We start from the raw sequence: 22,021 nt of genomic DNA on the forward strand, positions 1-22,021 counted from the left end.
AGACCAGTTGTGAGGTCGGCGACCCGGCCGAGCATCTGGTCCTTGGGTCCCCAAACTTCCTGGCCAGTCACTTGACTAAGGGAGAGCACGCCTACCTCCGAGGCCCTTGGCGCTTCTCAAACGCCTCCACCGCGGTGGGCAAGGTCATGAAGATCCGGTCCTCCCCGATCTTGGTCAAAAGTCCCGCCGCGGCGAGAGCATCGCGCAAGTCCTGCTTAACTCTGGCCATAGCGAATACGATTCCCTTACGCGACAATTCCTCTCGAAGCTGATCGAGGGCGTCTAACGCGGTCAGATCGACTTCCACGTTCGCTTCGGCGTTAAGGACAAACCACTCCACCGGTGCATGGTCCGCTTCCACGGCGGCCATTGCACGACGGCGAAAGTCCTGTGCATTAGCGAAACACAGCGGCGCGTCGTATCGGTACACAACAAGACCCGGCACCGACTGCGCGTCAGGATAGTCCTGAATGTCATGCATGCCGGCGAGCCCCGGAACGAAACCCAGAACGCTGTCATGCGCGTGCGCAACGCGTCGCAGTAGATCAAGTATCGACAGGGCGACCGCTGCCAACACCCCATACAGCACACCAAGGCCAAGTACGGCTGCGGCGGTGGCCAACGCCAGGATCACTTCACTGCGGCGGAACCGGGCAAGTCGCCGGTATTCAGCAAGGTTGATCAATCTCATTGCCGCATAGACGACCAAGGCGCCCAGCGCCGCGACCGGAAAGTGCGCCAGCACACCACGCCCCCACAGCACAACCGCTAAGACACACCCCACCACCACCAGTGAGTACAACTGAGTGCGACTCCCGACGGCGTCCCCTAACGCGGTCCGAGATCCGCTGGAACTGACCGGAAACCCGTGAGTGAGACCGACGCCCACATTTGCGACGCTGAGTGCGCGCAGTTCTGCGTTCGCGTCGATCTCCCCGCTATCGCCTGTCGCGAAGGCCCGCGCAGTCAGCACGTTGTCGGAGAAGGCGACAATCGCGATTCCGACCGCAGGCAGTATCAGCGCCACCACATCACCGGGCGCCACGCGCGGCAGACCTGTCGCCGGCCACTCGGTGGGGATGGTGCCGACGACGTCAATGCCCCTGGTCTGCAACGACAGCACGACCACCCCCGCAGTCGCCACGAGCACCGCAATCAGGGGGCCCGGCAGTCTTGGTGCCCACTGCCCAAACCCGAGCAGCAGAAGCAGAACCGACGCCGCCAAGGCAATCGTCGGCCAGTGGTATTGGCCGGTACTGTGGGCGAACGATCGCATGAGACCGACGAAATCGTCGCCCGACACCGGTATTCCGGTGATCTTGCCAAGCTGGCTTGCGATCATGAGGATGGCGATGCCCGTCATGTAACCCACCAACACCGGCCGCGAGAGCATGTTGGCCAAGAACCCCATCCGCGCTAGCGCGCCGACGAAGCAAACCGCGCCTACCAATACCGCCAGGGTGGCCGCGAGCAGGCCATAGCGCACACTGTCGCCGGCCGCCATCGGCGCGAGCACGGCAGCCGTCATCAACGCGGTCGTCGATTCCGGTCCGACCGACAGCTGCCGCGACGAGCCGAACAAGACGTACACAGTCAGTGCAACGATCGCGGCCCACAACCCGGTGACCGCGGGAAGCCCCGCCAATGTCGAGTAGGCCATCACCTGTGGCACAAGGTAAGCCGTAACCGTCAAGCCTGCGACGACGTCTCCTCGAAGCCACCCGCGTTGATACCTGCGGAACTGTTCAACTCCCGGCGCCCATTCGGTCAAGCGCCCGGTGGAAATCATTGAGTTCGGAGCCAAGGTGTCACGGCAGCGGCGCACACCATCGCAGCCTGGTCCCGCCAGACGGCTGAGCCTCGACCGAGAAAGAGCCGCCGGCGTCTTCGGCCCGCTGACGCAGGTTTATCAGCCCACTTGCGGTGACGTCCTCGGCGATGCCCTTACCGTCGTCGACCACGTCGATGCACAGGTTGTCGCCCACGGAGACGTTGACGGTAAGCGTCACGGCATTCGCATGTCGCACAGCGTTGCTCACGGCTTCCCGCACGACGGCCTCTGCGTGATCGGCGAGAGCAACGTCGATGACCGAGAGCGGACCGCTGTACTGCGCAGAGGTGCGTAGCTCGGGGGTCGAGAACTGGGCAATGGCTTCGTCGAGGCGTTGCCGTAGCCGAGTCACGTCGGATGACCCACCGTGCAGATCGAAGATCGCCGTACGAATCTCCTGAATGACACCCTGAAGATCGTCGACGGATCCCATCAGCCGTTGCTGCACTTCGGCGGACCGCGCCCGCGGGATGGTGCCCTGAAGGGCGAGACCGACGGCGAATAGACGCTGGATCACATGGTCGTGCAGGTCGCGTGCGATGCGGTCCCGATCCGTGAGCACGTCGAGCTCGTGCATCCGACGCTGCGTGCTTGCCAGCTGCCAAGCGAGGGCGGCCTGGTCGGCAAAGGCCGCCATCATGTCGAGCTGATCGGCACTGAACGGCTGCGCCCCGACGGGCCTGATTGCGACCAGGACACCGGCGACAGTATCTGTTGCCCGCAGGGGTAAGACCAACGCCGGACCGGTCGGGCCGAGCTCGTCCGAGATCTTCAGGCTGTCGAAACGTCCCGGCAGTCGCCGAACGAACGATTCGCCGACGGGCGTGCCACCGAGAGGAAAGCTCTGCAACGCTGTAGCCGGGCCGTCTCCCGACGTTGCCGTGACAACGAGCTGCTCCGCTTCGTCCGTCTGCAGCTCGGGATCGTCCGGCACGGCCACCAGTGTCATTTCTGCACCGCTGATGTGCCTGCACTGGTCGGCGATATGGCGGAAGACCCGCGCCGGATCGGTGCCGGATAGCAACTCGGTTGCGATGTCGCGCGTGGCCTCGATCCATGACTGCCGCGTTCTGGATTGCTCGTAAAGCCGCGCATTTTCGATCGCGATGCCCGCAGCGGCGGCAAGAGCCTGAACCAGCACTTCGTCGTCTTCGCTGAAGGGTTGTCCGCCTGCCTTCTCGGTCAGGTACAGGTTGCCGAATACCTCGTCACGGATCCGCAAGGGTACGCCGAGGAATGTCCGCATCGGTGGATGGTGAGCGGGAAAGCCGACAGACGCAGCGTGGTGCGAGATGTTATCGAGCCGGATGGTCTGCGGATCGTCGATCAGCACGCCGAGAACGCCCAGCCCCTCCGGCAAGTGGCCGATTTGGGCGTGCGTCTTTTCATCGATGCCTTCATAGATGAACTCGACCAGTTCATGGTCGCGCCCACGGACACCGAGCGCGCCATACTGGGCATCGACGAGCTCGATTGCGGTGTGCACGATCGTTCGCAGCGTCTCATCCAGTTCGAGCCCGGACGTGACCACCAGCATCGCCTCGACCAGACCATCCAGCCGATCGCGGCCTTCGACTATCTGCTCGATACGGTCCTGGACCTCCATGAGCAGCTCGTGGAGGCGCAATTGGGATAAAGTATCGCGGAGCGGGCGCGTACTGGTCTCGACGCCTGGCTCGACCTCGTCGGCCACGGCTCCCATTGTCCACGCGGGCGGCCTAGGTCGCCGCGAATTGGTTAATTACCTGGCGAGGGTGGTGGTTGCAGCCGCGCGCTGATGGGTACCTAAACGACGTTGAATTGCCGGTCGGGTTCGGAGCCGAAGGAAAACCGCCGACCGGTGACGCTCATCGGACGAATGCGGACGAAATGCTGTTTCATGGTGGCCGTCCAAGGAAGTAACTCCCCGTGCTCCGCCTCGTCGATCTCCTCGTCGGTGCGAAGCGTGCGTGCCATCCCTTTGATGATCACGCTCCAACCTCCCACCACATTGTGGTCGTCGACTTCGAACAACACGTTGTTGTTGATCGCCGCGCTGACCAGCTTAGTACCCTCTGCGGTGCGCAAAAGAATCGTACGGTGCTGAACCACGAAGTTGACCGGAAAGATCTCGGGCTGCCCATCAACGCTGGTCACGAGCCGTCCCAATGCCCTACTCGACACGAGATCCCAGCACTCGGTCTGCGACAGAATCGAAGTCGGCTCAGAGTCTTTCGTCATGGCGGCGACGTTACCGACGAAGGGTGGAACTTGGAGTGGTCCAAAGTCCTTAAAACGACGAACAAACGACCCCGACGCTGACGATCGACCGTCGATGAGCCTCACCGTCGTGTAGTCGAAGCGGCTGGCCGAAGTAGCCGGGGACCTACGCCGCGCTGTCAGGGACTAAAGACTCCTCAATATGACTCGACGCATCCATAGCGTCAGTTATGCGACTCGCCATCTGCGACCGCGCGCCTCCGACTGGAGCCAACGATGTCACAGAGCACAATCGCTAAACCCGCTGAATCGCGTCCCGTCGGGCCGAGGGCAGGTCTGGGCGTGGTCGCCTTGACTGCCCTCGTGGTCGGGTCGATGATCGGCAGCGGCATTTTCGCGTTGCCTTCCCAGATGGCAGGCAGCGCCGCCCCGGGTCCTCTCATCATCGGGTGGGCGATCACCGGCGTCGGAATGCTGATGCTGGCCTTCGTATTCCAGACACTGGCCACTCGCAAACCCGACGTCGACGGCGGCGTGTACGGCTATGCGCGAGCCGGATTCGGCAACTACATCGGCTTCACATCCGCCTTCGGTTATTGGATGTCGGCCTGGGTGGGCAACGTGGCGTACCTGGTTCTGCTGTTTTCGACATTGGGCTACTTCTTCCCCCAGTTCGAGGGCGGCACAACAGTACCCGCGATCGTCGGCGCGTCCATCGTCTTGTGGATCGTCCATGCGATGACGCTGCGCGGTGTGCAGACGGCCGCGGTCGTCAACGTCGTAGTCACCATCGCCAAGGTGGTGCCGATTGTCGTGTTCGTCGCCATCGCCGCGGTCGGATTCAAGGCGGGGCTGTTCACTGCCGACATCTGGGGCAAGGCAACAGAAATCGACGGGGCGACGCTCGGCGACACCATGTCCCAAGTCAAGAACATGATGCTGGTGACCGTCTGGGTGTTCATCGGCATCGAGGGTGCGGCGGTCTACTCGCAGCGCGCCGGAAAGCGCAAGGATGTCGGACGCGCCACAGTCATGGGTTTCGCCGGCGTGCTGGCCCTGCTGCTTCTGGTCAACCTGTTGTCCTACGGCCTGATGGCCCGGGCCGAACTCGCGGGCATGCCCGATCCGTCGATGGCAGGCGTGCTGGAGAACGAGGTCGGCAGCTGGGGCGCGGCCTTCATCTCCATCGGCCTTGTGGTCTCGTTGCTCGGCGCACTGATCGCGTGGGTGCTGCTATGCGTTGAGATCCTTCGACTGCCGGCGATGGAAGGTGTGATGCCGAGGGCGCTGGCCAAGGAGAACGCGCACGGGGCTCCCGCGGCCGCGTTGTGGGTGACTAATCTGTGCGTGCAGGCGCTGCTGCTGTGGACGCTCGCCAACGAGAGCACTTACACAAATCTGGTCTATCTCGCCACATCCCTGATCCTGCTTCCCTACCTGTGGTCGGCGGCGTACCAGGTGCTGTTGGCCGTGCGGGGTGAGACCTACGAGTCCGGCCACGGCCGGACCCGCGACCTCATCATCGGGGTGGTCGGACTCGCCTACGCCCTGTGGCTGGTGTACGCGGGTGGTCTGGAGTACTTGCTTATCGCGGCGGTGTTCTACCTAGTCGGAACTGCGCTGTTCGTGTGGGCCCGCAGGGAAAGCCGTTTGCCCACCTTCACGGCCCCCGAGTGGGTTGTCGTCGCGGTGGTGGCGCTGTCCTCCGTCGCGGCCGTCCTGATGATGGCCACCGGCAACCTCGCGGTCCTGTGAACGGCACCGATTCCCGGCTCGGCGTGTGGTCGGAGGCGGGCCGGCTGCGGCGGGTAACGGTCTGCGCCCCGGGCCTGGCCCATCAACGGCTCACCCCGGACAACTGCCACGAGCTCTTGTTCGACGATGTCATCTGGCTACAGCAGGCCCGCCGCGACCACTTCGACTTCGTCGCCAAGATGGTCGACCGCGGCGTTGAGGTGCTCGAACTCCAAGACCTGCTCGCCGACGTCGTGGCGAAGCCCGACGCCCGCGACTGGTTGCTGGACCGCAAGGTGACCGATGATCTGGTCGGCCCGGGACTGACCCGCGAGATCCGGGCCTGGCTGACAGAGTTGCCGCCAGACCGGTTGGCGGAGTTCCTTATTGGCGGCGTCGCTTATCAGGACGTCATCGGTGACGTAGACAGTGCGTTCTTGTCGTTGTTCAACGATTTGGATCCTGCCGGGTTCGTCCTCCGACCGCTGCCCAACACGCAGTTCATGCGCGACAACTCCGCGTGGATCTTCGGGGGCGTGACCCTGAACCCGATGTACTGGCCCGCGCGGCGTCAGGAGACGCTGCTCACCACCGCGGTGTACAAATTCCACCCCGCCTTCGCCGACAAAAAGTACGACGTATGGCTGGGCGACCTCGACGGAACACCGACCGACCACGGGCTTGGCACGCTCGAGGGCGGCGACGTGATGCCGATCGGCAAGGGGCTCGTTGTCATCGGCATGGGCGAGCGATCGTCGCATCAGGCCATTACGCAGGTCGCACGCAACCTCTTCGCAGCCGGGACGGCCGAACGAGTGATCATCGCCAGCCTCCCGAAGACCCGTTCCGCCATGCACCTCGACACCGTGTTCACGTTCTGTGACCGCGACCTGGTCACGGCGTTCGCGCCGGTCGTCGACGGCATCGTGCCGATCAGCCTGCGCCCCGACGAGAGCGCACCGTCGGGCCTTGACGTTCGGCGCGAACCGAAGGGGCTGATCGAGACGATCGGCGACGCGATCGGCGTGGACTTCCGCGTCGTGACAACCGCAGGCGATGTCTACGGCATCCAACGTGAGCAATGGGATGACGGCAACAACGTGGTCGCCCTCGAGCCCGGCGTCGTCATCGGCTACGACCGCAACACTCTGACCAACACGGCGCTGCGCAAGGCGGGTGTCGAGGTCGTCACCATCGACGCCAGCGAGCTGGGCCGGGGCCGCGGAGGCGGCCGGTGCATGACATGTCCCATCCTGCGCGATCCGCTCTACACCTGATCGCATACACCGAAGGACAACCATGGCGTTCAACAATCGCAACCGCAGTCTGCTCAGCTTGGTTCACCACTCGGAAAGGGACCTGCTCTATCTACTCGATCTGTCCCGGGATCTCAAGCGGGCCAAGTACTCTGGCCTCGCCCGACCGACCCTGGCGGGTAAGAACATCGCGCTCATCTTCGAGAAATCCTCGACGCGTACCCGTTGTGCGTTCGAGGTGGCCGCGTACGACGAGGGCGCCCACGTCACATATATCGATCCCAGCTCGTCGCAGATCGGGCACAAGGAGTCGATGAAAGACACCGCGCGAGTGCTCGGCAGGATGTACGACGCGATCGAGTACCGCGGCGCAGGCCAGGAGATCGTCGAGGAGTTGGCCGACTACGCCGGGGTGCCCGTGTTCAACGGTCTCACCGACGAGTTCCATCCCACCCAAATGCTTGCCGACGTCCTGACGATGACGGAGCACTGCCCTAAACCGTTGACCGACATCTCTTTCGCGTTCGTCGGGGACGGGCGCAACAACGTGGCCAACTCGCTTCTCCTGGTGGGCACCAAGCTCGGCATGGACGTGCGAATCGGCGCGCCGCACGATCTGTTTCCGAGCGACGAGCATGTGACGATGTGCCAGGACTTCGCGACCGCGTCCGGGGCCCGGGTCACCGTCACCGATGATCCGCTCAAGGCGGTGAGCGGCGTCGACTTCATCTACACCGACGTGTGGGTGTCGATGGGTGAGCCCATCGAGACGTGGGGCGACCGTATCGACGTGCTGCTCCCGTTCCAGGTCAACTCCGAACTGATGCGTGCGGCAGGCAATCCCAGAGTGAAGTTCATGCACTGCCTGCCCGCGTTCCACAACTGCGAGACGAAGGTCGGCGCACAGATCTCCGCGCAGTACCCCCACCTCGCGAACGGTATCGAGGTCACCGAGAATGTCTTCGAAAGTCCGGATAACATCGCCTTCGAGCAGGCCGAGAATCGGATGCACACGATCAAGGCGGTCCTGGTGGCCGCCCTCAGTTGAGGGACGCCATGCGCATAGTGATCGCGCTCGGCGGCAACGCGCTGCTGCGGCGCGGGCAACCCATGACCGCGGAGAACCAGCGGGCCAACATCCGGATGGCAGCCGAAGCCATCGCCGCGGTTGCACCCGGTAACGAGATTGTCATCGCCCACGGCAACGGCCCGCAGGTGGGCCTGCTGGCATTGCAGGCGGCGGCCTACCACGACGTAGCGCCGTACCCCCTCGATGTACTCGGCGCTCAGACCGAGGCGATGATCGGCTACGTCATCGAGCAGGAACTCGGCAACCTGCTCCCAAAGGAGCAACAACTTGCGACGGTGCTGACGATGATCGAAGTGGATCGTGAAGATCCCGCCTTCGACAACCCCACAAAGCCGATCGGTCCGGTCTATGACCAGGAGACCGCCGAACGCCTCAAGGCCGCCAGCGGGTGGACGATCGCGGCGGATGGGGACAAGTTCCGCCGTGTGGTGGCCAGCCCAAAACCTAAGCGTATCTTCGAAATCGGACCGATTCGCAGTTTGGTCGAGCGGGGCACGATCGTGATTTGCGCCGGCGGAGGCGGTATTCCAACGATGTATGACGAGTACGGAAAGCTGCACGGCCTGGAAGCCGTCATCGATAAGGATCGCGCATCGGCCTTGCTGGCCCGGCAACTCGACGCCGACCTGCTCGTCATCGCCACCGACGTCGACGGCGTCTACACCGACTGGGAGACACCGGAGGCGGCCCGTCTCGATTTCGTCACTGCCACCGACCTCGAGCGACTGGACCTGCCCGCCGGTTCAATGGGCCCCAAAGTCGAAGCCGCATGCAGCTTTACGCGCACCACGGGCAATGAGGCAGTCATCGGAGCGCTTGTCGACATCGCGAAGATCATCGACGGCGCGGCAGGCACGCGGGTCCGCCCTTAATGGCCTGGGCGATCGCGGTGGCCGGGGCCCTCCTCGTAGCTGTGGTGGTGCGCGATGTGTTTCACACACTCTTCCATCCGATCGGTCACGGCAGCATTGCGCCGCAAGTAATGAAGTTCGTTTGGTGGCTGCTTCGGATATTCCGGCCTGATCGCCGAATCGCATCGTTGACCGGTCCGCTGGGAATCGCACTGGTCGTGCTCGCCTGGGGGACAATCGCGGTGCTCGGCTGGGCAATGGTGTACTTCGCCCAGATGCCGGATGGCTTCGCCTACGGTTCCGAGCTAAATCCCGCTCACCGCAACAACGTACTCGATTCGTTGTATGTGTCACTGGTGACCATCGGAACGCTCGGGTTCGGCGATATCGTGCCCACGTCGCCGCTGCTGCGCGTGATCGTCCCGCTGGAGGCTCTGTTCGGCTTCATGCTGCTCACCGCCGCGGTGTCCTGGGTTCTCCAGATCTATCCGGCCCTGCACCGCAGACGTGTGCTGGCGCTGCAGCTCTCGACTCTGCGCGTGGCGCGCCGAGCGAACCCCGCCCTGGGAATCGACAGCGTCCCAACTGACGTTCTCACCGGGCTCGCCGCCGCTATCGTCGAAGCCCGCAACGACTTCACTCAGTATGGGGCGACCTACTACTTTCGTGACCTCGAGGCCGACGCGTCATTGGCGGCCTCGCTCGAATACGCCACCGCGCTTGCGCTTGAGGCCGTTGACAGTGCGAATTCGCAGACACGGCTTGCAGGTGCGCTCATCACCGCCGCCGTCGACAGCATCGCCGAATTACTCAACGCGGAATTTCTGCGATTCAACGGAGACACTGCGGCTGTCATAAGGGCCTACTCGGAGGATCACCGTCATACCGGCTGAACGATTGAAGTCACTTACCGGCTGGGCCGTGGAAATCGAATGGTCCTGTCGGACAAACGGTGCCGTTAGCTCTGCCGTGCAACGATGACCGGTACGCGAGCCTCCTGCGCTACGGCGGTACTGACCGAACCGAGCAGCATCCCGCCGAATCCGCCGCGGCCGTGGCTACCGACAACGACGAGCTGAGCCTTCGCCGCCTGTTCGAGAAGATGGCGGACAGGCCGCTCGAACTCGACCACTCGATGGACCGTGACCTCTGGATAGCGTTCCTGCCAGCCGGCCAGACTCTCGGTAAGCGTTTTGGCTGCCGCGGCTTGCACGGCCGAGGAGTCGATGCCGAAGACCTTGGACATGTCGGTATCGCTCCATACGTGCAACGCCACCAAATCCACGCCCCGCCATAAGGCTTCGTCAAATGCGATCGCCGTCGCCAACTCCGACGCCCGCGATCCGTCGACCCCCAACACCACCGGCAGTCTCGGCGAGTGAAGCGAGGACGATACCTCGTCGTGAATTACCGCGACGGGACAATGGGCGTGATGGATCGATCCCGTACTGACGGACCCGAGCAGGCGACGCTGTCCGGTTTGGCCACGGCATCCAACGACCATCAGCTCGGCGTCCTTTGACAGATCGACAAGGGCCGGTACGTATCGCCCGAAGAGCATTTCACAGTCGATCTCCGGCCGATTACTGCCGGTGGCGCCGTCCTCAGCGACTTTGATGGCGTCGGCGATGACCCTGCTGCCATCGTTTTCCTGGGTTTCGAGAACCTCCTGCGGTACCCGGCCCACAGGCCAGGCCAGCGCCGACGCCGCCACCGATAGCGGGGGGACCACGTGCACGACGGTAAGGGGGACATGACGCATCGCGGCCGCCCGTGCCGCCCACTCCACCGCTACCCGTGATGACGGGGATCCGTCGGCGCCTACGACGACTCCGTGATGTGAAATGCGCTTGGACATTTCGCGCCCTTTCCATCGATCGGCGACCATTCCGGATCGCTTGGCCCGGCTAGATCGTGAGGCAACATAGTCGTTGCGCCTCGGCTACAGAATCAGCCAGTGGCCGGCCGGTGTCGATGTGATATTCGCCTGGCAACGACGAGCGATTCCTTTCCAGCGCAGCTGCGATCTGCGGTGTCGCATCAGAGGATGATTCGGCTCGATCTTCTATCCGCGCGGCCGCGACCTCAACTGGCAAGCAGCAAGTCAATTCGACCAGGGGAACGGCGTTCTCGGCCGCCAGCTTCCTGGCTCGTTCGCGCTGACGCTGATCACGCCAAGTCCCATCCAGAATCACCGACGTGCCTTGCTGCAACGTCAGGCCGGCCTGCCGAAGCACTTCGTTGTAGACCATCGCCACGTTCTCGGGCGAATACATGCCCCTATCGAGCTCGCCGGCGGCGCCCGAAAGAGAACCGGCCTCCTGCAACTGCCTACGTAGGTCGTCAGTCGAAATCACCTTCGCATCAATCTGTTTGGACAATCCTTTCGATAGGGTCGTCTTTCCGGTGCCGGGACCGCCGCCGACGAGGATGAGGCGCACGGTGGCTGTACGGAGACGCTTCAGCGCGATGTCGACGTGTCGGCGCGCATGCGCCAGGGCGTCCTGATGACCCTGACTGACTCGGATGCAGTCAATCTTGGCGCGGACGACCGCCCGGTAGGCGACGTAGAAGTGTGTCAGCGAAGCCGGTGCGGAATCGTCGGCTCGACGACGGTATTCATCGACGAAGGCGTCACCGAGATCGGGGCGACCGAGAAATTCCAGATCCATGGCGAGGAACCCTGCGTCGTCGATACCGTCGACGTAGCGAAGCTGGTCGTCGAACTCCAGACAGTCCAAGAGCGCAGGTCCTTCTGGCACGCAGAAGATGTCGTCGGCGAGCAGATCGCCGTGCCCGTCAATGATGCGTCCCTCGCCCATGCGCTTCTCGAAGAGAGCGCCACCACCGGCGATGAACTGATCGACCAGTCTCCTCACTTGTGCGACCGACTCTTGCTCGACGATGCCGCCTCCATGCTGCTCCAACTCGGCGAGGTTCTGGTGCCACCGTGCCGAAATCGCGTCAGACCTGCCCTCGGCCTGAATAGCCGGCCCTCGCGCGGCTTCTCGATGGAACTGCGCGAGCATCTCGGCGATGGCGCAGAGGTGCTGCAGCACCGGCTCACCGGCTTCAACCAGTGATGCCAGTCGGGTGGCATCGGGGTAGCGGCGCATCTCGATTACCGGTTCGGACATTTCACCGGCCGGACCGCTGTATTGGGCTACACCCAAATAACTCTGGGGGGCGAGCCGGCGATTGAGCATTACCTCGCGCTCGCAGGCATGTTGGCGACTGCCTAGGGTGCTGAAGTCGAGAAAGTCGTTGACCACTGGTTTCTTGACCTTGTATGCCTTCTCACCCAGGAGAATGACCACTCCCGTGTGGGTCTCGCGCACCCGGGCGTCGAGGTCTCCTGCCATCGCGCAAGCTCTCTGGGCCGTGCGAGTGTTCCCCGGCATCACCGTCATGCCCCAACGATCGGACGTGCGCCCTCGTCACACCAGGGTCCTAAGGCCCCGTGATGGGGACCATTGACCCTGCCCCAACACGGGCGCGGGCCTGCAAGCTGGCCATATGCGGGACATAACGGTCGATTCCGAGGTAATCGAACAAGCGTTGAAGCTGGCCTGCCGCGCGCCATCCCTCCACAACAGCCAGCCCTGGAGTTGGGTACTCGAAGGCAAAGTCGTTCAGCTTTTCGAAGACAAGGGCCGCGTCCTGTACGCGACCGACCACTCGGGCAGGGAGGCCCTGCTTGGTTGCGGCGCCGTCCTGGACCACTTCCGGGTGGCGATGGCGGCCGCGGGATGGAAAGTCCAGGTCGACCGATTCCCCAATCCCAACAATCCCCTGCTGCTCGCGTCGGTCGAGTTCAGTCCGATCGAGTTCATCACCGACGGCCACCGTCGCCGTGCGCAAGCAATTCTCATTCGGCGCACCGACCGGCTGCCCTTCGCCGAACCACCGGACTGGGAGCAGGTTGAAGCGCGGTTGACAAGTGCTGTTTCGATAGATGCGGTACGGCTGGACGTCGTTCCCGACGAATTTCGTCCGGAGCTGGCAGAAGCGTCTCAATTCTCCGAACTCGCGCGCCTGTACGACTCGTCATATCACTCCGAACTCTCCCGGTGGACAAATCCGTACGACACGACACAGGGCATCCCGCCAAGCGCGTTGGTTTCGGCCGAGGAGACCGAACGAGTCGATGTCGGACGCCACTTCCCCGTGGTCGCGATGGCCGAAAGGCGCATTGGCTTCGGTGAGGACCACTCCAAGGTCGCCGTGTTGTCGACCTTCAACAACGATCGACTCGGGGTGCTGCAGTGTGGCGAGATGTTGTCTGCGGTTCTGCTGGAAGCGACCATGGCCGGCTTGGCGACATGCACGCTCACGCACATCATCGAGCAGCACGCCGGCACAAACCTCGTCGCCGCCCTGATCGACCAGACCACGAAACCACAGGTGCTGGTCCGCGTCGGCGTGGCCTCAGACGTCGAAGATCCACCATCCCAAACCCCCAGGCGACCTCTCGACGAGGTATTTCACGTCCGGTCGAACGACCATTAACAACCACGAATCGCAGGAGCCCAACATGCTCGAGCACTACGCATCGTCCCCCGCAGTCGTGGTCGGCATCGACGGGTCGCGATCCGCGATTGGCGCGGCCTTATGGGCAGTCGACGAGGCCGTCACTCGAGATATCCCGTTGAGGCTTACGTGTGCCATCGATCCCAGCGACCACCCGAATGCGGATACTGAAGATGCTGCACGAGAATTGGCTACCGCGGAAATCGCAGTCAGGCAGGCCTACACCGCGGTCGAGTCGACAGATAAGCCGGTCAAAATCGAAATCGAGATTCTGCAAAAAAACCCCACCCGCGCGTTGAACGAGTCGTCACATCGCGCCGCGCTGCTGTGCGTCGGCTCCATCGGTCTGAAACATAGCAGCCAGGGCCGGATAGGTTCCACCGCAGCGGCTTTGGCTGCTGCAGCCCATTGCCCAGTTGCTGTCGTCCACGGGTTCGACTCGCACCGCGCACACCGGGGCTGGGTTGTCGCGGAACTGGATGAATTCTCGACACTGGACGGCGTATTGCTGTGCGCGCTGGAAGAGGCCCGACTTCGCGGGTTGCCGTTGCGCGTGCTGACCACGTGGCAGTCACGCTACACAGACATTCATGCGAGCAACGCGATAACCGATGGCAACCGGCTGGCGAGGGCCCGGCTTGACCGCCGCCTCGATCAGTGGCGGGAACGCTACCCCGACGTCGAGGTGAAGGCGGTCGCCGTCCACGGCAGCACCTTGAACTACTTCGCGAGGGAGGCAGGCTCTATCGAACTGCTCGTGATAGGACATGAGCGCGCTCACGGGATCCGGGAGTTGGTCGGGCCCCCCGGCTATGCGACGCTGCACCAGGCCGGTTGTTCGGTGTTGGTCTGTGAACCCCGGAACGTATTGTGAGCTTAACGTCCGGCATGTTCCGGTAGCAGCAGAGGGCCTCAGATGGTGAAAGTCTTCCTCGTCGATGACCACGAGGTCGTCCGGCGTGGGCTGATCGACCTCCTCAGCACGGACTCCGAACTCGAGGTTGTCGGCGAGGCGGGGTCGGTGTCTCAGGCGCTGGCGCGGATTCCGGCTCTTCAACCCGATGTCGCAGTGCTCGATGTGCGACTGCCGGACGGCAACGGCATCGAACTGTGCCGAGATCTGCTCTCCCGGCTGCCGGATCTGCGGTGCCTGATGCTCACCTCCTTCACGTCGGACGAAGCCATGCTGGACGCGATATTGGCCGGCGCCAGCGGATACGTCGTCAAGGACATCAAGGGGATGGAACTGGCGCAGGCGATCAAAGAGGTCGGTGCGGGCCGTTCGCTGCTGGATAACAGGGCGGCCGCGGCGCTGATGGCCAAGCTTCGCGGGTCTGTCGAGAAGTCTGACCCACTCGCTGCTCTAAGTGATCAGGAACGGACGCTGCTCGATCTCCTCGGCGAGGGCCTGACCAACAAGCAGATCGCTGCGAGGATGTTTCTCGCGGAGAAGACGGTCAAGAATTACGTCTCGCGTCTATTGGCCAAGCTCGGCATGGAGCGTCGCACGCAGGCGGCAGTCTTCGTCTCGAAGCTCGACATGTCCCACCGCCGTCCGGAGGAGTGACGCCCGTCGGGGCATAGGCCTCAGTATTGTCGGGCTACGATCACCGGCATGCGGGCTGACTGGGCGACGGCCGAGCTGACCGAACCCAGCAGCATCCCGGCGAACCCACCAGGACCGTGGCTGTCGACCACCGTCAGTTGCGCAGACTCTGACTGCTCAAGCAGCTGATGCGGGCCTGTCCAGTACGACGACACGTCGCACGTCGACGTCCGGATAGCCCTTCCGCCACCCGGCGAGCCATTTAGCAAGCCCTTCCTCGACATTCTTCTCCAAATCCTCCCATTCGGCGGGAGGTAACTCGAAGGCCGAGAAGTCGCTCCAGGCGTGGACTGCGACAAGGTCGACGCCTCGGTGCGACGCCTCCTCGAAGGCGATCGCTGTCGCCTGCTCGGAAGCCGGCGAGCCATCGATACCGACCACCACCGGGGCCTTGGACGGATGCGGCACCATCGGATCCTCATCGTGGATGACCGCGACGGGACAGTGGGCATGGTGAACGAGCCCCGAACTGACAGAGCCAAGCAGCCGCCGCCCGATAGCACCGAGCCCGCGGCAGCCCACCACGATCATGTGGCTTCCTTCGACCGATCAATCAGCGTGGGTAATACCGCGGCGCTGACGATCTCGGTGTCAATTCTTATTGGGCTATTCTCGGGCCGCCCAGTCGACAGCAACCTTCGACGGCGGGGCACCGTCGACGCCGACAAGGATGCCGCTATGCGTTGTTGGGGTAGACATCTGCTAACTCTCTTTCATCACGGGATGCAAAAAACGCCGGCCGGTTTGCAATGGCGCGTATACCGTCCGGTTCATTACTGAGATTTCTTCCGGACGCCGCCCTCGAGAAGTCCCCTGACCGCCAGATCCCATTGAGTGAGCCGACTGCGGTCAAGCCGCCATCGTATGGCGCACGTAGCCCCGGCGACTGTACTGAGCAACATGACCCAGCCAGACAGCGTGATCGCCCACGCTTGAATCGTCGCGCGGCTGGGAGGCGTTGGCGGCCGCGCAGGCTGGCCATCGTCGTCAACCCAGATGCGCTGCTGATCGCCGATTTTCGCAAGATTGGGGCCATTCCACGACGTCGACGTGATCCTGACCCGAACGGTTCCATTTTGCCTGAACTGTGTACCAAGCCTCGTTGAAATCGACCACCGGCTCGCCCTCTGCGATCGCAGAAGCCGTAGTCGAGTGCCGATGCGTCGCTTCTTCCGCGTAGGTCGGAGCGCGGCTGTCCTGCAACGACGTCCCGAAGGCACAGATAAATGGAGTCGCCACCGCCAGGATCAGGGCAGCCATCACGAATGACCATGTCCATGCCGTTCCTCCAGTAATACACATGGTGGTGACGAATTGATCATGAACGTCGTACACGCGGTCCTTTAGGGCCCAAAGGCCTAGACCTGGGCGCCACATGTCACCGCGGTCCGGCACGGGTAAGCGCCGCTGGGACTTTCGTCCCGTCCGGATGAAACGAATGACCCTACGCCGCGCCCGCTGTCGGCAGTACGTTCAGTTACCACCGACGCGTACAGCGATCACACGGAGGACGCCATGACGACTGAAGTCACACCGCCGAACACCGTCAGTACCGAGCAGGTCGCCGCTCTGGTCGAATTAGCCTGTCGCGCGCCATCGCTGCACAATAGCCAGCCGTGGCGTTGGATGTTCGGCGGCGGTGTTTTGCACCTGTTCGCCGATCATGCGCGGGTTGGTCACCACACCGACGTCACCGGCCAGGAAGTCATTCTGTCCTGCGGCGTGGCGCTGGACCACCTCCGCGTTGCCTCTGCCGTGGCGGGTTGGCAAGCCACCGTCGATAGATATCCCGATCCGCACGAGCACGACCATCTGGCGTCGGTGAACTTACACCGGGCAGTGGTTGCGGGTGAGCACGAGCGGGCCTTGGGCAATGCCATTCCGCGCCGGCACACTGATCGGCTGGCGTTCGCGGCACCCGAGCCGTGGGCGGAGCTGGAAAAGCAACTCCGGACAGTCCTCGATGGCTCAGTAGTCCACCTCGACGTAATTGACGACAGCGGGCGGCCTGCGCTCGCCGACGCATCGCGACGAACCGAGCAGCACCGCCGTGATGACGCTTCCTACCGATACGAATTGCTCTGGTGGACAGGCCATTCTCACGTGGACGACGGGATCCCACAGAGTGCATTACCCTCATCTGCCGAGGCTCGACGCGTCGATGTTGCGCGTGATTTCCCCGTCTACCGAGGCGGTGACGGCAGCTCTCAAGTCGATCGCGATCACTCGAAAATTCTTGTGCTGTCGACCTTCGACGACAGCCGCGAAAACACATTGAAATGCGGTGAGGCGCTGTCCCGCGTGCTGTTGGAATGCACCACAGCCGGTTTCGCAACTTGTCCGCTCACCCATATGATCGAGTGGCATCACAGCCGCGAGGTAGTGCGCCGGCTCACTGGCCGCCGAGCCGAACCGCAGGTACTGATCCGCGTTGGCCGTGCTCACCAGACCGGCCCGGCTACGGCTCACACCCCGCGACGTCCGCTCGGCGAAGTGCTGGAAATCCGCTAAGGCGGCATAACGGGGGCTAAAGTCCCGCCGCCTGAGGCCTAACGCCACCGGCGGCCAACCCTCTGTGGCGCATAGGGTTTTTTTCACTAGTCAGAAAGCAGCGCAATCGCTGCGGGCGGAGAACGGGGATCACGGTGACAAACACGACGAACACCCAGCCCGTCGTAGTCGGCATTGATGGTTCGAGGGCGGCTCTGGATGCCGCGCTCTGGGCGATCGATGAAGCCATTGACCGTGACGTGCCACTGCGCCTCGTGCACGTAACCGGTATGCCTCGACCGCCATTTGCGCCCGCGGGCGCCCTGGCACCTGAGCTCGAATACGGCGAAACCTCATTGCGTGCGGCGTCATCACAGAGAGACCGGCGGATTATCTTATGACTTGCTCGAGAGTCGGGTGGCAATCTGGCGAGAGCGCTATCCCAACTTGCACATCCGTGCTGTGTCAACCGATGGCAACCTTCCGGAGTTCCTCGCTGGATACCCGCAATGACGTCCGGCTGGCAGTGGTGAGCGCTGACGAGGCCGACCAGCTCCCGCTGATCGTCGGGCCGCACGAGCGACCAATGCTTCCGCACGGCGAGTGCTCGGTCATGGTTGTGCACTGATGTCCGCGCGAAGTGGGTTCTTCGTCACCGCAACACTTGTCGGCGGCGCTGAGGCGACCCTGCGAAGCCTTCACCCCGACGACTACGACGCCGTCATCAACCTGTCCGTCTACCTCAGCGCCGAGGAACGCTATCAGCGGTTCTTCACGGTCCATCCGACCTACATCGGAGAGTGGGCACTGTCACTGACTAAGCCTGCAGAGGCAATTGTGGCGCTCGGGGCGTTTGAATCAGGCGAGTTGATCGGCGTTGCCAACTATGCCGAGCTGACTCGACCGGGTGAATGCGAGATCGCGGTCGTTGTCGCACACGAACAACACGAGCGGGGAGTTGGCACCGCAGTGTTGAAGGCACTCGACCACATCGCAAAAGATGCCGGCCTGCACCTCTTCGTCGCCGATGTCCTCTTCGAGTATTATGCTATGCGACGAGTACTTCACGATGCCGGCTGGCACACCACCCAGCACCGCGATGGGCCGGTGCTCAGCGTCGAAGTTGACCTCGATGCAATCGAAGCCTCCTAGTGGAAACTCGAGCCGTCCAGCCAGGTCACGGCGTCGCTCAGCGACCGGCGCGGCGTGGCCGGCAACGGGTCGGCATTGAGCGGAGCCCAGCCGATACGCAATAGCATCTGTGGATATCCGTCGGCGCCGAACACGTCGTCCGCAACCTGGGTCCGGGTTTCTGCAATCTCCAGCGGCTCGGTGATCGGACAACTAGCCAGCCCCGTTGCCGTTGCAGTGAGCAGGACCATGCTGGTTGCCTCACCGGCGCGTAACCACGAAAGCTCGTCGTCATCAACGGTGCCGAGGGCAACCACGACCGCATTGTCGTCGGCCCCGGCGCCGTCCGGCGTCTGCGCCAGTCCCGGCCCGGCGAATGACCGAGCGGGCAGCGCAGCGTTCGTATCGGGTTCGGGAGTGCTGCGGGCCGGGACACCCGCAATGGAGGCATAGCGTCCACTCCAGGTGGACAGCTCGGTCAGGTACTCGTAGTCGGTGTTGTGAAGCCGCGCAGCTTCAACGATGAGGCGTCTCAGACTGGTCAGCGCGTCGACGCGTCGAAGCATCACGCCGGCGCGTGCCGCTCGAGCGCCCATCATCGTGATGTCGCCCTGCGGGACAGTCCACGTCGCGTAATGCCTGCGGTCGGTGCGGCGCCGCGGGATCGCGGCGGCCAAAGCGATGTCTACTTCGGAAGCTGGATACCGGTGAAGTTCAATGACCGCGAGGTGATTCGGGTCAGCCGGGTTCGGTAATCGACGCACCTTGGACTGCCAGCCCAGTGCGGCAAAGGCGACCTGACAATGATGCAGTGACGTACCGCAGCTGAGAATCAAGTCGCGGGCATCCGGGTCGGTCTGGGGCAGGTGTAGATCGCGGTTGGCATAGAGATGAAGAGTGTGGTCGCCTACCCGCCACAACCACGGCTGCGAGTTATGGACCGACGGAGCTCGCACCGCCAGCATCAAGGCCGACCGGATCGTCTCGACATCGGGGAAATGAGCGCTCATTTGCCTTACCTCGCTGAAGTAATTGCTAGTTCTCCTCAGAGTGCCGTTCCCGGCTCAACCTGAAGAGGGCCTAAAGACCCGGACCTGAGGGACTTCAGCAGTCCACTCCGAGCGAAATTCGGCACGTCGGGCCGAAAGTCCTTCACTGCGGTGCCTTTCGCCCGCAACCTGTGGCGTCTCGACCGGCTAGCGTCAAATCCACCGAATATACGAGGTGATGTGTGTGACCGAGCCGATACCGGATTTCGCCGTGGTCATGGATGCGGTTGGGCTGGCCTGCCGTGCTCCATCGCTTCACAACAGCCAACCGTGGCGCTGGGTTGCAGAAGGCTCGAGCCTTCACCTCTATGCCGATCTCACGCGAGTGATGATCGCGGCGGACCCCGAAGGCCGCCAGATGTACCTGAGTTGCGGTGCAGCTCTTGATCACTTCGCAGTCGCGATGACCGCCGCGGGCTGGCACACGTCCGTACAGCGGTTCCCCGACGCTCTCGACCCATACCACGTCGCAACAATAAAGTTCCGGCGCGCGACCGAGGTGAGCGAGGACTCCCGCGCACGCGCAGCGGCCATCGACAGACGGCGAACGGACCGGGGCCCCTTTGACGGCCCCGCCGGCTGGCCGGTGACCGAAACACTGCTACGCGAGGCCGTCATCCCCTACCACGTGATGTTCGACATCGTCCTCGATACTGCGCGGCCATCCCTTGCCCAAGCGTCAAGGCTCACCGAGGCGATCCGAGCGAACGATCCCTCTTACAGTGCCGAATTGAATTGGTGGACCGCATCCGTCGCTACCGACGAGGGTGTGCCCCAGACAGCGTTGATATCCGCTGCAGTATCTGACCGCGTTGATGTAAAGCGTCGCTTTCCCAGCACACACGACCATCGCGGGAGTGACGACGTCCAAGTAGACCGATCCAAGATCGTGGTCCTGTCCACCCATCGCGAAGACACGCGGCTTGACGTGCTGCATTGCGGCGAGGCGTTGTCCGCAGTCCTTCTCGATTGCACCGTGGCCGGCTTGGCGACGTGCACGCTCACCCACATGACCGAACTTGCACCGAGCCGAGAGATCATCCGCGGTTTGACCGGTCAGCGCGGCACACCACAGCTCCTGATCAGGATCGGACAGACATCTGTCACAGATGAGGAGTTCGTCCCAACGCCACGGAAGCCTCTCGCCGACATCTTCGAGGTTCGCCGTCGACCACAAGGGGTGATTGAGCCGTGAGCCTGTACCGCGACGTCTACCAAGCGAGTCTCGACGACCCCGCCGGCTTCTGGCGCGAGGCGGCCCGCGAGGTGAGCTGGACGCGAGCGCCACAACAGATTCTGGATGCCACCCGACCTCCGTTCTACCGGTGGTTTCCCGACGCCGAACTCAACACCTGCGCCAACGCCTTGGACCGTCATATCGATGCGGGGCGCGGCGAGCAGCAGGCGCTGATCTACGATTCACCTGTCACTGGAACGAAACGCTCGTACACATACGCCGAATTATTAGAAATCACCTCGCGTTTCGCCGGTGTGCTCTGCGGGCTTGGAGTGTCCAAAAGGCGACCGCGTGGTGATCTACATGCCGATGATTCCTGAAGCGGTCGTCGCGATGCTGGCGTGCGCTCGAATCGGTGCGGTGCACTCTGTCGTGTTCGGCGGGTTCGCGCCGCATGAACTGGCACTACGTATCGACGACGCCCAACCAGAGGTGATCATCTCCGCCTCCTGCGGTATCGAGCCGAGCCGGGTCGTCGAGTACAAGCCGATGCTTGACGCCGCGATCGAAGCCAGTGCGCACCCACCGCGTCATTGCGTCATCGTTCAGCGAGACCAACAGCGATGTGACCTCGTCGATGGCCGGGACTTCGACTGGGATGACCTTATTGCCGCCGCATCGCCTGCACCACCAGTACCGGTGGCGGCCACGGATCCGCTCTACATCCTCTACACCTCGGGCACAACGGGAAAGCCCAAGGGCATCGTGCGTGATAACGGCGGTCATGCTGTTGCGCTGATGTGGAGCATGCGTCATATCTACGGCATCGATCCGGGTGACACATTCTGGGCCGCTTCGGATATCGGCTGGGTGGTCGGCCACTCCTACATCGTCTATGGACCGCTGCTGTTGGGAGCCACGACCGTCCTGTACGAGGGAAAGCCTGTCGGCACACCCGATCCCGGCGCATTCTGGAGGGTGATCGCCGAACACCGCGTCAAAGTCTTGTTCACCGCTCCGACCGCGATCAGAGCGATCCGCAAGGAGGATCCCGACGGCATCGCTCTGGGCGGTCAC

At 63.1% G+C, this 22,021-nt stretch carries 19 protein-coding genes and 3 pseudogenes; 14 read left to right on the plus strand and 8 right to left on the minus strand.

Annotation, left to right across the window (positions count from 1 at the left end; genetic code table 11):
- Nucleotides 1-91: 91 nt before the first annotated feature.
- The 3 genes from sulP to QOJ24_RS13280 all read right to left on the minus strand — a co-directional run bounded on the left by sulP (nt 92) and on the right by QOJ24_RS13280 (nt 4,051).
- Nucleotides 92-1,789, minus strand: coding sequence for a sulfate permease (gene sulP, locus QOJ24_RS13270; protein ID WP_526261886.1), 1,698 nt, complete (start codon nt 1,787-1,789; stop codon nt 92-94).
- Nucleotides 1,790-1,808: 19 nt separating this feature from the next.
- Nucleotides 1,809-3,533 carry a GAF domain-containing sensor histidine kinase gene (locus QOJ24_RS13275; protein WP_526261854.1) on the minus strand — a complete coding sequence of 575 codons (1,725 nt, stop codon included), beginning with the start codon at nt 3,531-3,533 and terminating at the stop codon, nt 1,809-1,811.
- A gap of 83 nt (nt 3,534-3,616) precedes the next feature.
- Nucleotides 3,617-4,051, minus strand: a complete 435-nt coding sequence (locus tag QOJ24_RS13280; RefSeq protein WP_526261856.1) for a pyridoxamine 5'-phosphate oxidase family protein — start codon at nt 4,049-4,051, stop codon at nt 3,617-3,619.
- Nucleotides 4,052-4,306: 255 nt separating this feature from the next.
- On the opposite strand from QOJ24_RS13280, the gene arcD reads away from it, so the two are divergent.
- The 5 genes from arcD to QOJ24_RS13305 all read left to right on the plus strand — a co-directional run bounded on the left by arcD (nt 4,307) and on the right by QOJ24_RS13305 (nt 9,854).
- Nucleotides 4,307-5,785, plus strand: coding sequence for an arginine-ornithine antiporter (gene arcD, locus QOJ24_RS13285; protein WP_526261858.1), 1,479 nt, complete (start codon nt 4,307-4,309; stop codon nt 5,783-5,785).
- Nucleotides 5,782-7,041, plus strand: coding sequence for an arginine deiminase (locus tag QOJ24_RS13290; protein ID WP_526261860.1), 1,260 nt, complete (start codon nt 5,782-5,784; stop codon nt 7,039-7,041). Before arcD ends, QOJ24_RS13290 begins: the two co-directional genes overlap by 4 nt.
- 22 nt (nt 7,042-7,063) lie before the next feature.
- Nucleotides 7,064-8,068, plus strand: a complete 1,005-nt coding sequence (locus QOJ24_RS13295) for an ornithine carbamoyltransferase (RefSeq protein ID WP_526261862.1) — start codon at nt 7,064-7,066, stop codon at nt 8,066-8,068.
- An 8-nt stretch (nt 8,069-8,076) separates the two neighbouring features.
- Nucleotides 8,077-8,982, plus strand: a complete 906-nt coding sequence (arcC, locus tag QOJ24_RS13300; RefSeq protein WP_526261864.1) for a carbamate kinase — start codon at nt 8,077-8,079, stop codon at nt 8,980-8,982.
- A 110-nt stretch (nt 8,983-9,092) separates the two neighbouring features.
- Nucleotides 9,093-9,854 carry an ion channel gene (locus QOJ24_RS13305; RefSeq protein ID WP_526261866.1) on the plus strand — a complete coding sequence of 254 codons (762 nt, stop codon included), beginning with the start codon at nt 9,093-9,095 and terminating at the stop codon, nt 9,852-9,854.
- A 65-nt stretch (nt 9,855-9,919) separates the two neighbouring features.
- Here QOJ24_RS13305 and QOJ24_RS13310 read toward each other — a convergent pair whose 3' ends face one another.
- Nucleotides 9,920-10,819, minus strand: a complete 900-nt coding sequence (locus tag QOJ24_RS13310; protein WP_526261868.1) for a universal stress protein — start codon at nt 10,817-10,819, stop codon at nt 9,920-9,922.
- Between the two features lie 49 nt (nt 10,820-10,868).
- A complete protein-coding gene (locus QOJ24_RS13315; RefSeq protein WP_526261869.1) occupies nt 10,869-12,323 on the minus strand; it encodes a bifunctional aminoglycoside phosphotransferase/ATP-binding protein in 1,455 nt (484 codons plus the stop codon).
- Nucleotides 12,324-12,477: 154 nt separating this feature from the next.
- Between QOJ24_RS13315 and QOJ24_RS13320 the strand changes: the two genes are divergently transcribed.
- Genes QOJ24_RS13320 through dosR form a run of 3 tightly spaced genes read left to right on the plus strand, consistent with a single transcriptional unit; the run spans nt 12,478 to nt 15,058 of the window.
- Entirely contained in the window at nt 12,478-13,470 is a 993-nt protein-coding gene (locus tag QOJ24_RS13320) for an Acg family FMN-binding oxidoreductase (protein WP_526261870.1), read from the plus strand.
- Nucleotides 13,471-13,495: 25 nt separating this feature from the next.
- The gene (locus QOJ24_RS13325) at nt 13,496-14,365 is read left to right on the plus strand and encodes a universal stress protein (protein WP_526261872.1); all 870 of its coding nucleotides are present in this window, start codon (nt 13,496-13,498) and stop codon (nt 14,363-14,365) included.
- Nucleotides 14,366-14,407: 42 nt separating this feature from the next.
- On the plus strand, nt 14,408-15,058 hold the full coding sequence (dosR, locus tag QOJ24_RS13330; RefSeq protein WP_526261874.1) for a hypoxia response regulator transcription factor DosR/DevR: 651 nt from the start codon (nt 14,408-14,410) through the stop codon (nt 15,056-15,058).
- A gap of 20 nt (nt 15,059-15,078) precedes the next feature.
- On the opposite strand, the pseudogene QOJ24_RS13335 reads toward dosR, so the two are convergent.
- Nucleotides 15,079-15,699, minus strand: a pseudogene (locus QOJ24_RS13335) (universal stress protein); the annotation flags it as partial.
- Nucleotides 15,700-16,084: 385 nt separating this feature from the next.
- A complete protein-coding gene (locus QOJ24_RS13340; protein WP_526261876.1) occupies nt 16,085-16,432 on the minus strand; it encodes a hypothetical protein in 348 nt (115 codons plus the stop codon).
- Nucleotides 16,433-16,612: 180 nt separating this feature from the next.
- Here QOJ24_RS13340 and QOJ24_RS13345 point away from each other — a divergent pair, with 180 nt between their 5' ends.
- The 4 genes and pseudogenes from QOJ24_RS13345 (at nt 16,613) to QOJ24_RS13360 (ending at nt 18,739) form a co-directional block, all read left to right on the plus strand.
- A complete protein-coding gene (locus QOJ24_RS13345; protein WP_526261878.1) occupies nt 16,613-17,608 on the plus strand; it encodes an Acg family FMN-binding oxidoreductase in 996 nt (331 codons plus the stop codon).
- A 134-nt stretch (nt 17,609-17,742) separates the two neighbouring features.
- Nucleotides 17,743-17,961, plus strand: a pseudogene (locus tag QOJ24_RS13350) (universal stress protein); the annotation flags it as partial.
- A gap of 98 nt (nt 17,962-18,059) precedes the next feature.
- Entirely contained in the window at nt 18,060-18,215 is a 156-nt protein-coding gene (locus QOJ24_RS13355) for a hypothetical protein (protein WP_526261880.1), read from the plus strand.
- Nucleotides 18,215-18,739: a GNAT family N-acetyltransferase gene (locus QOJ24_RS13360; protein WP_526261882.1), complete on the plus strand. Its 525-nt coding sequence runs from the start codon at nt 18,215-18,217 to the stop codon at nt 18,737-18,739. The genes QOJ24_RS13355 and QOJ24_RS13360 overlap by 1 nt, the downstream gene beginning before the upstream one ends.
- Here QOJ24_RS13360 and QOJ24_RS13365 read toward each other — a convergent pair.
- On the minus strand, nt 18,736-19,728 hold the full coding sequence (locus tag QOJ24_RS13365) for an Acg family FMN-binding oxidoreductase (protein WP_526261884.1): 993 nt from the start codon (nt 19,726-19,728) through the stop codon (nt 18,736-18,738). The genes QOJ24_RS13360 and QOJ24_RS13365 overlap by 4 nt on opposite strands.
- 235 nt (nt 19,729-19,963) lie before the next feature.
- On the opposite strand from QOJ24_RS13365, the gene QOJ24_RS13370 reads away from it, so the two are divergent.
- Both QOJ24_RS13370 and QOJ24_RS13375 read left to right on the plus strand, forming a co-directional pair.
- Nucleotides 19,964-20,962, plus strand: a complete 999-nt coding sequence (locus QOJ24_RS13370) for an Acg family FMN-binding oxidoreductase (protein WP_526261888.1) — start codon at nt 19,964-19,966, stop codon at nt 20,960-20,962.
- Nucleotides 20,959-22,021, plus strand: a pseudogene (locus tag QOJ24_RS13375) (AMP-binding protein); the annotation flags it as partial. The gene QOJ24_RS13370 and the pseudogene QOJ24_RS13375, both read left to right, overlap by 4 nt.

The sequence above is a fragment of the Mycobacterium sp. genome, assembly GCF_032159775.1.
GTDB lineage: Bacteria > Actinomycetota > Actinomycetes > Mycobacteriales > Mycobacteriaceae > Mycobacterium.